Origin of the sequence: Natranaerobius trueperi (assembly GCF_002216005.1) — a bacterium.
GTDB classification, from domain to species: Bacteria; Bacillota; Natranaerobiia; order Natranaerobiales; family Natranaerobiaceae; genus Natranaerobius_A; species Natranaerobius_A trueperi.
This window is the reverse complement of sequence record NZ_NIQC01000010.1, coordinates 47,540-60,469: the sequence shown is the minus strand read 5'-3', so window position 1 is coordinate 60,469 and position 12,930 is coordinate 47,540. Positions and strand designations below refer to the sequence as shown.

The 12,930-nt window shown below is 32.2% G+C and carries 15 protein-coding genes, 1 pseudogene and 1 other annotated feature; of the genes and pseudogenes, 3 read left to right on the top strand and 13 right to left on the bottom strand.

Annotated elements, in window-relative coordinates; genetic code table 11:
- Window positions 1-13: 13 nt before the first annotated feature.
- The 7 genes from CDO51_RS06045 to CDO51_RS14920 form a co-directional block, all read right to left on the bottom strand.
- Window positions 14-760 (bottom strand): F420-0--gamma-glutamyl ligase, encoded by a 747-nt coding sequence (locus CDO51_RS06045; RefSeq protein WP_089023406.1) that lies wholly within the window; start codon window positions 758-760, stop codon window positions 14-16.
- 4 nt (window positions 761-764) lie between these two features.
- On the bottom strand, window positions 765-986 hold the full coding sequence (locus tag CDO51_RS06040) for a hypothetical protein (RefSeq protein ID WP_089023405.1): 222 nt from the start codon (window positions 984-986) through the stop codon (window positions 765-767).
- Between the two features lie 228 nt (window positions 987-1,214).
- On the bottom strand, window positions 1,215-1,325 hold the full coding sequence (locus CDO51_RS14195) for an ABC transporter ATP-binding protein (RefSeq protein ID WP_240503499.1): 111 nt from the start codon (window positions 1,323-1,325) through the stop codon (window positions 1,215-1,217).
- Window positions 1,326-1,354: 29 nt separating this feature from the next.
- Window positions 1,355-1,498 (bottom strand): hypothetical protein, encoded by a 144-nt coding sequence (locus CDO51_RS14600; RefSeq protein WP_240503498.1) that lies wholly within the window; start codon window positions 1,496-1,498, stop codon window positions 1,355-1,357.
- Window positions 1,499-1,626: 128 nt separating this feature from the next.
- Window positions 1,627-1,830, bottom strand: a complete 204-nt coding sequence (locus CDO51_RS14185; protein ID WP_205842127.1) for a hypothetical protein — start codon at window positions 1,828-1,830, stop codon at window positions 1,627-1,629.
- A 117-nt stretch (window positions 1,831-1,947) separates the two neighbouring features.
- A complete protein-coding gene (locus CDO51_RS14180) occupies window positions 1,948-2,100 on the bottom strand; it encodes a hypothetical protein (protein WP_205842126.1) in 153 nt (50 codons plus the stop codon).
- A 163-nt stretch (window positions 2,101-2,263) separates the two neighbouring features.
- Window positions 2,264-2,416: an oligopeptide/dipeptide ABC transporter ATP-binding protein gene (locus CDO51_RS14920; protein ID WP_276206993.1), complete on the bottom strand. Its 153-nt coding sequence runs from the start codon at window positions 2,414-2,416 to the stop codon at window positions 2,264-2,266.
- Between the two features lie 232 nt (window positions 2,417-2,648).
- On the opposite strand from CDO51_RS14920, the pseudogene CDO51_RS06025 reads away from it, so the two are divergent.
- The 3 genes and pseudogenes from CDO51_RS06025 (at window position 2,649) to CDO51_RS06015 (ending at window position 5,638) form a co-directional block, all read left to right on the top strand.
- Window positions 2,649-3,400 (top strand): annotated as a pseudogene (locus tag CDO51_RS06025) (IS30 family transposase).
- Window positions 3,401-3,681: 281 nt separating this feature from the next.
- Window positions 3,682-4,848: a M20 family metallopeptidase gene (locus CDO51_RS06020; protein ID WP_089023403.1), complete on the top strand. Its 1,167-nt coding sequence runs from the start codon at window positions 3,682-3,684 to the stop codon at window positions 4,846-4,848.
- Between the two features lie 64 nt (window positions 4,849-4,912).
- Window positions 4,913-5,638 carry a glycerophosphodiester phosphodiesterase family protein gene (locus tag CDO51_RS06015; RefSeq protein ID WP_089023402.1) on the top strand — a complete coding sequence of 242 codons (726 nt, stop codon included), beginning with the start codon at window positions 4,913-4,915 and terminating at the stop codon, window positions 5,636-5,638.
- A gap of 21 nt (window positions 5,639-5,659) precedes the next feature.
- Here CDO51_RS06015 and selD read toward each other — a convergent pair whose 3' ends face one another.
- From selD to rsfS, 6 genes are all read right to left on the bottom strand, one after another.
- Complete coding sequence (gene selD, locus CDO51_RS06010) at window positions 5,660-6,715, bottom strand: selenide, water dikinase SelD (protein WP_089023401.1); 1,056 nt, start codon at window positions 6,713-6,715, stop codon at window positions 5,660-5,662.
- A 16-nt stretch (window positions 6,716-6,731) separates the two neighbouring features.
- Complete coding sequence (selB, locus tag CDO51_RS06005; RefSeq protein ID WP_089023400.1) at window positions 6,732-8,633, bottom strand: selenocysteine-specific translation elongation factor; 1,902 nt, start codon at window positions 8,631-8,633, stop codon at window positions 6,732-6,734.
- A gap of 140 nt (window positions 8,634-8,773) precedes the next feature.
- Window positions 8,774-8,962 (bottom strand): hypothetical protein, encoded by a 189-nt coding sequence (locus tag CDO51_RS06000; protein ID WP_089023399.1) that lies wholly within the window; start codon window positions 8,960-8,962, stop codon window positions 8,774-8,776.
- A 17-nt stretch (window positions 8,963-8,979) separates the two neighbouring features.
- Window positions 8,980-9,618 (bottom strand): helix-hairpin-helix domain-containing protein, encoded by a 639-nt coding sequence (locus tag CDO51_RS05995; RefSeq protein WP_089023398.1) that lies wholly within the window; start codon window positions 9,616-9,618, stop codon window positions 8,980-8,982.
- Window positions 9,619-9,796: 178 nt separating this feature from the next.
- Window positions 9,797-12,256 carry a leucine--tRNA ligase gene (gene leuS, locus CDO51_RS05990; protein WP_089023397.1) on the bottom strand — a complete coding sequence of 820 codons (2,460 nt, stop codon included), beginning with the start codon at window positions 12,254-12,256 and terminating at the stop codon, window positions 9,797-9,799.
- Window positions 12,257-12,307: 51 nt separating this feature from the next.
- Window positions 12,308-12,518 (bottom strand) — a binding site (T-box leader).
- 40 nt (window positions 12,519-12,558) lie between these two features.
- The gene (gene rsfS / locus CDO51_RS05985) at window positions 12,559-12,921 is read right to left on the bottom strand and encodes a ribosome silencing factor (RefSeq protein WP_089023396.1); all 363 of its coding nucleotides are present in this window, start codon (window positions 12,919-12,921) and stop codon (window positions 12,559-12,561) included.
- Window positions 12,922-12,930: the final 9 nt, after the last annotated feature.

Here is a 12,930-nt window from a genome sequence, read left to right as displayed (position 1 = left end):
TATCGGGCTTTTATCATACAATAGATTTAGAGTCATATTCTTTTTGTAAATCTTTTTTTCGGATTATTATAAATGGTGTCATTTCAACTCCTTGACCTGCTGGGTTATCTATTATAATTCTTTTAATTAACTCATTTGAATAAGCATTTTCTTTATTTTTACCTAAAATTTCTATGTTAATATCATTTGCATCAACTATCACACAATCAATACCTAATTGTTCTTTAACCTTTTCACACGCTAATTTTGGATTTGTTGGAGCCAAAATACCTTTATCGCTATAATAATCAAAACCTACTACACAAAATCCATCAATATTTCGAACACCTTTACCAGCTACTTTGTAAAAAAGGCCACTAATACCCAACAATTTACCAACAGCGCCCAAAAATGCTGCAGTTATAATTCTAGCTCGACCAACTAAATTAATTGCTGTTTGCATCTTATAAACATTATCCATTGCTGGCCCGGCTGGGTTTTTAGTAGCAAATTTAGATAAGAATTTAGCAAGGGGTGTTATTTGTAGATCATCTTTAAAAATAACATCACCTTGACATAAAGCTAATACCTTTTCTGAACCTATCAGTATATCTCCTTCTAAGTAGGTTGGATAAACATATTTTTTTACCAAATCAATATAATTTTCATTAACTTTTACAAAATGAGTTTTTATTGGAATCCGACAATAAGTTTTTCCATCAATATCTTTCACAAGGTCCTTCTCATTATCTACTACTTCAATTTTATTCTGTTTTTGCATTTTTCTAGCTCCTCTCTTTTTTATCTATCTGTTTTGTTGAGTTGTTTAAACTAGCTCTTAAATTCCAAAAAAGCAATAATGCTGTTGTAAAAGTAGTAGGCACCCATATAATTGGTGTTTCTTTAAAAATCGCAAATAATATCCAAATCTTTAATAGTCTGTAAATTATTATTACAAAAATTGCTTTTTTTGTTTTCTTATAATTAAAAATAAACCCTAATTTCAATAAAGTACACCCTTTTTCGACTAGGCTTATCTGACAAACAAAATCATTATATTATATTTAAATTATACATTTTTATTATTTAAAGTCAATATCGAATAAAAAACTTAGAGAGTTAACCCTAAGTTTAAATAGCCCTATTATAAATTTTGTCTATTGGAAAGTGACATAAAACAGATTGTTCATTTTCTTCCCCTTTATTATAAACAATATTTTGAGGAGAAGTATTTCTCAAACTTTTTTTGCAAAATGACACCGTGTATTAAATCTACAACCTTCTGGTGGATCAATAGGACTAGGTAAATCTCCTTCAAGCATAAATTCTTCTTTGTTATCTCTCATGGTTGGGTCAGACACTGGTAAAGCTGAAACTAATCCTTTAGTATATGGATGCTTGGATTATTAAATATATCTTCAGATTTACCTATTTCTACTATTTGCCCTAAGTACATTACCGCTATCCGATCACTAATATAATTAACAGCAGATAATCCATGACCGATAAAAATATACATTAAATCATATTCTTTTTGAAGCCTTTTTAATAAATTTGAGATTTGTGATTGAATAGAAACATCTAAAGTAGAAACTGGTTCATCACAAACTATAAGTTTAGGTTTTAAAGCAAGGGCTCTAGCTATCCCTATCCTTTGTCTTTGCCCCCCACTAAATGAGGATAACTATCATCAGCAAATTCTTTTCCTAAACCTACAGAAGATAATAATTCAAACACTTGTTTTCGTAGCTCTTGACCTTTTGCTATATTATGAGTTTTCAAGGGTTCAGCAACAATATCAAAAACTTTCATACGTGGATTCAAGGATGAAAAAGGATCTTGAAAGATCATTTGAATATCTTTTCTTTTTTCTCTAAGATTTTTCTACAAAAAGAGAAGTAAAGTCTTCACTTTGAAAGATTATCTTCCCATCTGTTGGTTCTAAAAGCCGCATTAACAAATTACCAGTTATGGATTTCCTACACCGTGATTCACCACAACAATTCCTAATGTCTCACCTTGAAATAATCTAAAACTAATATTATCAACCGCATTAAGTTGTTGGGTCCTAAAAGTTCCACTTGAGATATTAAAGTGCTTAGTTAAATTATTTATCTCCATTAATGGACCTTTTTAATTGTCATTATATCGCCACATTCTTATAATTATTACTCTTAAAGCAGCGAACTCTGTGGTTACCCGCACTCTCTAATTAGGAGCACTCTCTTTACATATATCCTTTGCTTCTACACATCTAGGATGAAACCGACAACCACTCGGCATTTTACCAGGGTAGGTACTGTACCTCAATGCTTGTTAATTCTTTCCGTGAATCTAAAGTAGGAGTACTCTCAAGTAAGCCTCGGGTATAAGGATGTTTGGGATTTTTAAATAATGAATATACATCTGTATCTTCTACTATTTGACCAGCATACATTACTATAACACGATCAGCTAATTCAGCAACAACTCCTAAATCATGTGTTATAATCGTAATACTAGTGTTAGATTCGTAACATAATTGTTTTAAGAATTTTAAAATTTGTGCTTTGATAATTACGTGCTTAATTGTAAAATCAAATTGAACTAAATAAAAAACTCCATAATCGACCCAACTGTAATATAATTAATTCGCCAGAAAAAAACTAATTACAGGAAGGGTGCACACTATGGATCATTTTAATGATACACCAACTTCCCGCAATAATAAACACCTAAATGATCTCGAGCGAGGAAAAATTAAGTTACTATATAAACAAGGCTACACTCCGTACGCTATTGGAAAAATTTTAAATAGAGCATCAAACACTATTCGAAATGAACTAAAAAGAGGCACAGTAACTCAAATCAATGCATTAGACTATGTCAAATTTAGATACAGCTAAAAGAATATATGAAAAGAACCGAACGACCTAAAGTAGTAAATGATCGTCAAGTATTTGGTCACTGGGAAATTGACACCGTGATTGGTAAGAAAACAAAAACCGAACCTGTGTTACTAACTATTACTGAGAGGAAAACTCGCAAAGAAATTATACGTAAGATTCCTGCTAAAACGACTGAAGCTGTACAAGAAACTTTAGCAAACCTGACTTATGAAATGGGTGATAGTTTTTTAAAAGTCTTCAAGAGCTTTACTACTGATAATGGTCTAGAGTTTGCAGATCTAGCATCTTTAGAGAAAACTAGTAACACCAAAGTTTACTTTGCACATCCTTACTCTTCTGGAGAAAGAGGAACTAACGAACGACATACCGGCTTGATTAGACGTTTCATCCCAAAAGGGAAGAGTCTCTCTGATTTTTCATCACAAGCAATTGCTAGAGTTTAAACCTGGTGCAATACCTTACCCAGACGGATCCTTGGCTACTTATCTCCGGACGAGGCGTTCTTAGAACAGTGTAGTGTTCTACTGGAGTAACAATTTTTATATTACAGTTGAAAACTAGCTCAATTTAATATTGCAATTTAGCAGTTAAATTAAGTATTATTTTTAAATTATACTTTTAATATCTATCAATATGTTTTTTATAAATTTGTAGTTTTTCTGTGATATTGTTTGAGTAAATCCTTTATTTTCGGGTAGAATTAACGTTTTATAATATATAATTCAATATTTTCTAATCTAAAAAAACTTTGGACAATGATAGTGAAAAGTTGTATTATATATTTATATTACAATAGACTATAAGGAGGTATCAAATGAATAATCAATCTATAAAGCAACAAATCATCTCTGATATTGATAAAAGAAGAGAACAGTTAGAAAACATCTCTGACTATATCTATAATAATCCAGAGATGGGACATAAAGAGGAAAAGGCTGTATCTTTACTAACCAACAAACTAGAACAAGAAAGTTTTAAAGTTGAAAAAGAATTAGCTGGACTTAAAACAGCTTTTAGAGCTTCTTATGGATCTAATAAAGATGATATGCCCGTAATAGGGATTCTAGCTGAATACGATGCATTGCCAGAAGGCCATGCGTGTGGACATAATTTAATAGCTGGAATGAGCTTTGGTGCGGCTGTTGCAATCAGTAAGTTCAAAGATAAAATACCTGGTAGAATAGAAATCTATGGTGCACCTGCAGAAGAGACAGATGGAGCTAAAGTCACTTTAGTAGAAAGTGGTGTCTTTGACCATTTAGATACAGCAATCATGGCTCATCCTGGTCCAAAAAATGTTACTGAAGTTTCTTCTCTAGCAATTGACGCTATCGAATTTACATTCTATGGTAGATCAGCTCACGCTTCATCTGCACCCCAGCAGGGAATAAATGCTTTAGATGCTGTAATAGGCTTATTTAATAATATAAATGCTTTAAGACAACAGGTAACAGATGATGTCAGAATCCATGGAATTATAACTGAGGGTGGAACAGCACCAAATATTATCCCTAAAAAAACTGTAGCTAGATTCTATGTTAGAGCAAGAAAAAGAGATCATTTAAATAAAGTTGTTAAACAAGTATTAAATTGTGCAAAAGGAGCTGCAACTGCAACTGGTTGTACACTAGAACATAATAACTTTGAATTTTCTTTTGACAATTTAAAACCAAATAATGTATTGTCAAGCACTTTCAAATCAAATTTAGAATTACTAGGAGAAAAAGTATACCAACCACCTTCTAGTTCTGGATCTACAGATATGGGGAATGTTAGTCATGTAACCCCTGCTATACATCCAAATATTAGTATTGGATCCAATATTGCACCTCACACTGAAGAATTCTTACAAGCTTCTGGTTCAGAAAAAGGTAAAGATTGTATGATTTTAGGAGCTAAAGCAATTGCACTAACTGCTTATGATCTTTTAACTGATACAGGAATGATTGAAAAAGTTAAGTCCGAGTTCAATTCGAAATAAAAAATTAGATAATATGTTATTTGCTCTGATGCATTACAAACAATAAAGTCTAAGGTGGAAAAATATGACACACATATATAACATTGCTCACCGAGGGGCTATTTCATTAGCCCCTGAAAATACTCTTGCAGCTTTTTCGAGGGCATTAGATGTTGGAGCTGATGGTTTTGAATTAGATGTACAATTAACAAAAGACGGAGTACCTGTAGTTATTCATGATGAAACTGTTAATAGAACTACTAATGCTACAGGATACATTAAAGATTTTAGTTTTCATGACTTAGCTAACCTAGATGCTGGTAGTTGGTTTTCTAATGAGTTTAAATATGAGACTATACCGTCTTTAAAGAATGTGTTAGAGACTTTTTGTAACGAATCTATTATTATTAATATTGAATTAAAAAATGACGTCTTTAGTTATTTAGGAATTGAAAAAAAAGTAGTTGATTTAGTTGAAAAATTCGACATACTAGATAAAGTTATTATTTCATCTTTTAACTACTGTAGTCTTTTCTATACAAAAAAAATAAATCCCCATGTAAAACTTGGATTACTATATGATCAAAACACTAAAAATAATTTATTTAATAAAAATTTTAACTTTGATACGCTACACATTAATAAAAACTCTATTAAATCTGAAGACGAAAACTTTAATGCTACAAAAAATAAAATTATAGCTTGGACTGTTAATTCAAAAACTAACATGAAAGAATTAACGAACTACGATATCTATGGAATTATAACTGATTACCCAGAAATTTTATCACAACTCCAAATGTATAAATAAAACCCGGTGAATATCACCGGGTTAATTGATAATTAGTTTAGCACTATCAGATTTCTCCATCACTTTTCCTACTTCACTAAAAGCCAAACAACCTGCTTTTTGTAATCTTTCTTTAATTTGGCTTACCTCATTTTCTGCCACACTAATTAATAGTCCGCCTGATGTAATTGCATCAGCTAAAATTAGTCTTTCAGCTTCTGTAATTTTTTCATCAAAGTTACAGACAGGATCAAAAAATGATAAGTTTTTCTTTGATCCACCTGGAATGAGTCCTTTTTCAGCATATTCCTTTACACCTGGTAGTAGTGGAATACTTTCATTCCAAAGTACTATATCCACTTCACTACCTTTTGCTAATTCATAAGCATGACCTAGTAGACCAAATCCTGTTATATCTGTACATGCTGAAACAGAGTATTCAAGTAATACTTCCATAGCATCTGAATTTAACTTTGCCATCGCTTCTATAGCTGATTCTTCATGTTCTTTTTCAACTTCACTTTTCTTTATTGCCGTAGTTATAATTCCAGTACCTAAAGGTTTAGTCATAATTAATCTATCCCCTGGTTTTGCCCCACTATTTGTCCAAACGTTTTGTGGGTTAACTGTACCAGTCACTGATAGTCCATATTTAGGTTCTTGATCTTCTATAGAATGACCCCCAATTAAAGTCGCTTCAGCTTCTATTACTTTATCATGACCTCCTCGCAAAATTTCGTCGAGAACATTGCTATCTAGTTTACCAATAGGAAATCCTACCAAATTCATACATGTCAAAGGTTTTGCTCCCATTGCATAAATATCACTCAATGCATTTGCTGCTGCTATTTGCCCGAAGGTATATGGATCGTCAACAACAGGTGTAAAAAAATCTATAGTTTGTACCAGTGCGGTTTCTTCACTTAACTTATATACGCCGGCATCATCTGAACTTTCCATGCCTACTAACATGCTTGGATCTGGTCTTTCTACAGCTAATCTTGATAAAGCATTATTTAAGTCCGACGGACTTATTTTTGCTGCTCATCCAGCTTTTGAACTTAATGAAGTTAATTTACATATTTCTTCTTTGGTCAATTATATCCCTCCAGTTTTAATCTTTTTTATTTAAGAGTACCCTAATATCACCATCTCTTTTTGTTAATCTTATACGATCAAAATATTCTAAAAGAGGTAGTGCGTATTTTCTAGAAGTATCAAGAATATCTCTCCATTCACCTATTGAAATGGTAGAATTATTTTCAAAGTGCGTTTTCAATAATTCTATCGCCTTTTCTAGAATATGACTTGATATATAATACCCTTCTGTAATTTTTATTACATCACCTTTTCTGATCAAATAATCTATGATCTCTTTTAACTCGTTATCTTCTATTTTTAATTGAGTACTGATTTCATTTAGTTGAGGTGGTTTAAATTCATTTTCATCATATAACTTTAGTATACTATCAATATAATACTGCTGCTTATTATTTGGCGAAGGAATGAAATCTTCCATAAAAATATAATCATTTTGGTTATCTATATTTTCTTCATTATATATTTCCTCTAATACTAGTATACTTGCTTTTTCGTCTAAGCCGAACTCTTTCAACCAACTAATAACCTCAGCTTTTGGTTTTCCATCTCGTAGTGGATAAATTTTATGGTAATCTATAATCATATTAGTAATCTGATCTTTTAGTACTTTTCGCTTTTCGCTACTTATTACATAGTTTTCTACTAATTTGACTTCCTTTTCTTCAATTAATTCATCCAATATTTTTGTTAGATTTTCACCAATTATTCCAGTTTCTTTTTTTAGCTCATTTATTGTTATAACTCCATTTTTTTGTATAATTTGATTTACTATCTGTTTTGGATCACCAATTTCTAACGTTTTTAACCTTTCAATCGTTTGTTTTGAGTTTAGAGGCTTTTTAGTTGCATTATGTTCTAATACAAACCCTCCTCCAATAGTTGTTACAGGAGAATAGGATCTAATTATGAACTTATCTTTTCTAAAGATTGCAAGGGGTTTTTCTAGTCTGAGCTGAGCATAAGAACTTTCACCTGGCTCTAACTTTTTTTGTCCATAGAAATAAACTCTAGCTATTGTTTCACCTGCTCCTACATGTAGATGAATAGGAGTACCGTTTTTAAGCTCCCATGTAGTATCTTCTAACATTGAAATTTTAACATCACATTTAGATACTTCTTGAAAGTAATTTGGTTGAGATAATACGTAACCTCGCTCTAAGTTTTCTGATGTTACATTTGGAACATTTATAGCAACACGTTGTCCTGCAACTGCCTTTTCAACTGATTTTCCATGTACTTGTAATGACCTTGCCCTAGTTTTTGTATTACTTGGTACAACCTCTAATTCGTCATCTTTATTAATGGTTCCAGAAACAAGTGTACCTGTTACAACTGTCCCAAAGCCAGATATTTTAAACGACCTATCAATAGGCATACGTATAGGACCATCCTCATCTTTAGGTGATATGTCCTGTGATTTATCATCAATAGCCTCTTTTAAGTCGTCAATACCTTCTTCAGAAACTACTGAAGTTCTAATTACTGGTTCATTATCTAGAAATGTACCAGCCAAACTTTCTCGAACTTCTTCTTCCATTAAATCAATCCATTCTTCCTCTGCTTGATCTACTTTTGTAAGAACAACTATACCTGACTTTATTTCTAGTAATTCCATTATTGCTAAGTGCTCTTTAGTTTGAGGCATAATTCCTTCATTAACATCAATCACAAGTAAAACCAGATCAATACCAGCAATACCAGCTAACATATTATGTATAAACTTTTCATGGCCCGGTACATCAACAACACCTGCTACTCCCCCACTAGGCATGGTAAAAGGAGCGAAACCTAAATCAACAGAAATGCCTCTATCCTTTTCTTCTTGTAGTCTATCAGTATCTTTCCCAGTTAACTTTTCAATTAATTTTGTTTTTCCATGATCTACGTGTCCTGCTGTACCAACAACAAGGTGCATAACTCAATCACCTACCACTATTTTTTTCATTTTTTGAAGTTAATTCTATCTTAAGCTAGTCAAACCCTACTGTCAAGAAAAAACCCCCCACGATTTAATGTTCGTAGGGGTGTTCCGGTTACCAACCGGAACTTTTAGCCTCATCCACCACCTAGTTCTCTTCTAGGTATTTTTTTAACCATGTCATTATAATATTCTTGATAAGAAATTCTTACTTCATTAATTCCTTGACTTCCACAAAAAACACATTCTGATTCTACACTGCTACCTTTCCACCAAGGAGGATAAAATTCATTAGAACAATTTTCGCAAATATACTTAAAGCTCATGGGCTCCCCCCTTAATATCAATTTACAGTAATTAATTCTTTAATTTCACTAAAAATACCTTGACCTATGCCGTTTACTTCCATAATTTGATCAGTAGTAGAAAAAATTCCATTATTTTCTCGATAGTCTATAATATTTTGGGCTCTCACAGTTCCGATACCAGGTAATGACTCGAGTAGATTATTATTAGCTGTATTTACATTAATAAGTGAATTTTCTTCTTGATAAAAAGTCATATTTATATCATCATTTACTTGATCCATATCTTCTCCTTCACTTGGTATATGTATATGCATGCCATCTTGTAAAAGTGCCGCTAAGTTTAAAAATTCTGTTAATGCATCTTCGTTCTTACCGCCTGCCATTTCAATGCCTTGATAAACTCTACTACCCTCAGGTAATGTAAAAACACCTGGAGTAGATACAGCACCTGAAATATATACTACAACTTTTTGAGTATTTTTTTCATCTTCGGTTTCATTTTTGTCATTAGATATTGTCTCTTCTAAAATTTGATTTTTACTTTCACCTTCTAAATCCGAAATAACTAATTCATTAGCTGAATCATTTAACCAGAAATTATAGATAAACCAACTCAAAACAAAAACTATTATTATAGCGAATATCGTATACTGCTTTCGATTAAGTTTTGTCACTAAATTTTTCCTCCTGTTTCAATAGTAACTATTAATTCTCTTTTACACATAAAAATCCCTCTTTTTCATACAGATAAAGAAGAATTTTATATTATTCTTTAAATATTTAGATTATCTTCCTGTGTGTTAAATAGTTATTAAAAATAATAAGGAGCCTATAAAAAGCCCCTTATTATTTCTATTTACAAACAATATTTACTAATTTTTTAGGTACTACAATGAACTTTTTAATTTCACCATCTGAAATATACTCTTGGACTCTCTCTCGATCTAATACGATTTGTCTAACAGTCTCTTCATCTCCATCTGAAGGAACAGTAACATGATCTCTTACTTTTCCGTTAACTTGTACTGCTAATTCAACCTCATCTGAAACTAGAGCTTTCGGATCGTATGATGGCCAACTTAAACTATGAACACTTTCTTTATGTCCGAGTTCTTCCCATAACTCTTCACAAATATGAGGTGTAAAAGGAGCTAATAAATTAACCAAAGTTTCAAGACCTTTTCTTAGTAATGTAGCATTGTACTGACCATTTTGATATTTACTTGTCGTATTTACAAACTCCATAATTGCACTTATAGCTGTATTAAAATTAAATCTTTGAGATACATCTTCTGTTACTTTTTTAATAGTTTGATTTATTGCAATGTTATATTCTTTATCTTCTTTCGTAAATTGATTTTCGTTATTCTTTTTAGAAGAAAGATCTTGATGTTCATCAATTAATCGATACACTCTTTGTAAAAATCGATAACAACCTTCTACACCTTCATCATTCCAGTCTAAATCTTTTTCAGGAGGAGCAGCAAATAATATAAATAATCGTCCGGTATCTGCTCCATAGGTTTTAAGTATTTCATCAGGTGATACTACATTACCTTTAGACTTACTCATTTTTGCACCATCTTTATTAACCATCCCTTGTGCTAATAATCTAGAAAAAGGTTCATTTACACTAGTATATCCTAAATCATACATTACCTTAGTAAAAAATCGAGCATATAATAAGTGTAGTACAGCATGCTCTATTCCACCGATGTATTGATCTACAGGCATCCAATAGTCTACATCATCTTTATAAAAAGGTAAGTTTTCTGAATCCGGACTTGTATAACGCAAGAAATACCAAGAAGAACATACAAAAGTATCCATCGTATCCGTTTCTCTTCTAGCTGTACCTTGACAATTAGGGCAGGTAGTTTCAACAAAGTCATTACGATTCTCTAAAACATTTTTACTGCCCTCTGTTAGATCTACATCTTCTGGTAAATTTACAGGAAGATTCTTTTCAGGTACTGGTACTGAACCACATTTATTACAATATATCATTGGTATAGGTGCGCCCCAATATCTTTGTCTCGAAACTAACCAATCTCTTAGTCTATAAGTTGTCACTTTTTTGGCTTTACCTAATTTTTCTAAATAATTAGTAATTTCTTCAATTGCTTCATTAGACGTCATTCCATTAAAACCAGGTGAATTTATAATTATTCCATGATCCGTAAAAGCTTTGTGTAGCTCAGTATTATTATCTTCTTCTTTTGGTTTAACAACTTGTTCAATTGGAAGGTCATATTTTTTTGCAAATTCATAGTCACGCTCGTCATGAGCCGGAACTGCCATCACTGCACCTGTTCCATATTCCATTAAAACATAATTACCTACTAAAATTGGTATCTCTCTACCATTTGCTGGATTAATCGCATATTTACCTGTAAAAACACCTTCTTTTTCTAATTTATCAGACTCTCTTGATTCCTTATTCATGTTCTGTACTTTATTAACAAACTCTTCTACTTCTTTTTGTTTTTCGGTTCCATCAACTAGTGTTTTAGTTATAGGGTGTTCTGGTGAAAGAACCATGTAAGTGGCCCCAAATATAGTGTCAGGTCTTGTAGTAAATACCTTTATAACTTCATCATGATCTTTTACTTGAAAATCTATTTCAGATCCATAACTACGACCGATCCAATTTTTTTGCATTGTTTTGACTCTGTCTGGCCAACCCTCTAATTGATCCAAATCATCTGTTAATCGATCCGCATAATCAGTTATTTTGAAAAACCATTGTGACAGCTTCTTCTCTTCAACTTCATTACCACAACGCCAACACTCACCATTTTCTACCTGTTCATTTGCAAGTACTGTTTCACAATCTGGACACCAGTTTACTGGTGCTTTTTTCTTATATGCTAAATTATTATTGTATAACTGTAAAAACATCCATTGCGTCCATTTATAATATTCAGGTGAGCATGTGGTAACTTCACGGTTCCAATCATAACTAGTTCCTAGTGAATTAAGTTGTTTTTTCATATGATCTATGTTTGAATATGTCCAATCAGCTGGTACTGTTTGATTTTCTATAGCAGCATTTTCTGCAGGCAAGCCAAATGCATCCCATCCCATTGGATGAAGAACATTATACCCTCTCATTCTTTGAAATCTTGCCAACACATCTCCAATAGAATATACTCTCATATGACCCATATGAAGCTTACCAGAGGGATAAGGAAACATCTCAAGTACATAGTACTTTTCTTTATTTGGGTCATTTTCAACAGTATATGAAGTTTCTTCTTCCCATCTCTTTTGCCATTTGGCCTCAATTTCTTGCGGTTTGTATCCACTCATTGAACTTACCTCCTTCAAAGTTAAATAAAACATAAATAACTTCTCATCCCTTAAAGGGACGAGAAGTTATTTCCCGTGGTACCACCCTATTTGGCCTTTGTAAAGCCCACTCGCACAGCCATAACGGGACTACCGGACCGACTACTAATAAGTTCATCGACCAGCTCAGGAGCGAGTTCACCAAAGTAAAATACCGGTTCACAGCATCCACCGGCTCTCTGTAATATTACTATTGATTACTAGCCTCCATCATTGCCTTAACACATGTTTTTTTGAAATTATATAAAATTTATTTCCTTATGTCAAATATCTAACTCGTTAATTGTGATTTCATTTGCTTCAGCCCATAATCTTTCTAAATTGTAGAAACTTCTTGTTTCTTCTAAGAATATATGTACAACAACAGAATCAAAATCAATTAGGGCCCAGTTACCTTCAGTTATTCCTTCTTTATGTAATGCGGAGATATTTTTTTCTTGCTTCATAGTATCAATTAAATTTTCAGCTAAAGACTGAACATGAGTTGTACTATTACCTGTAACTAGTACAAAGTAATCTGAAACAAGAGTAATCTCATTCACCTCTTGTATTAAAATATCTTTGCCTTTGTCATTATCTAAAGTACTTACTATATTTTTCACCAATTCAAATGATTCTTTTACCAAATGGATCCC

Coding starts and splice junctions, on each gene's coding strand:
- CDO51_RS14180 (WP_205842126.1), bottom strand. CDS start 2,100: ATGGAGATAAATAATTTAACTAAGCACTTTAATATCTCAAGTGGAACT.
- CDO51_RS14920 (WP_276206993.1), bottom strand. CDS start 2,416: ATGTATGCTGGTCAAATAGTAGAAGATACAGATGTATATTCATTATTT.
- selB (WP_089023400.1), bottom strand. CDS start 8,633: ATGCACCTTGTTGTTGGTACAGCAGGACACGTAGATCATGGAAAAACA.
- CDO51_RS06015 (WP_089023402.1), top strand. CDS start 4,913: ATGACACACATATATAACATTGCTCACCGAGGGGCTATTTCATTAGCC.
- CDO51_RS14195 (WP_240503499.1), bottom strand. CDS start 1,325: ATGAGAGATAACAAAGAAGAATTTATGCTTGAAGGAGATTTACCTAGT.
- CDO51_RS14600 (WP_240503498.1), bottom strand. CDS start 1,498: ATGTATATTTTTATCGGTCATGGATTATCTGCTGTTAATTATATTAGT.
- CDO51_RS14185 (WP_205842127.1), bottom strand. CDS start 1,830: ATGATCTTTCAAGATCCTTTTTCATCCTTGAATCCACGTATGAAAGTT.
- CDO51_RS06045 (WP_089023406.1), bottom strand. CDS start 760: ATGCAAAAACAGAATAAAATTGAAGTAGTAGATAATGAGAAGGACCTT.
- CDO51_RS06000 (WP_089023399.1), bottom strand. CDS start 8,962: ATGAGCTTTAAGTATATTTGCGAAAATTGTTCTAATGAATTTTATCCT.
- CDO51_RS06020 (WP_089023403.1), top strand. CDS start 3,682: ATGAATAATCAATCTATAAAGCAACAAATCATCTCTGATATTGATAAA.
- leuS (WP_089023397.1), bottom strand. CDS start 12,256: ATGAGTGGATACAAACCGCAAGAAATTGAGGCCAAATGGCAAAAGAGA.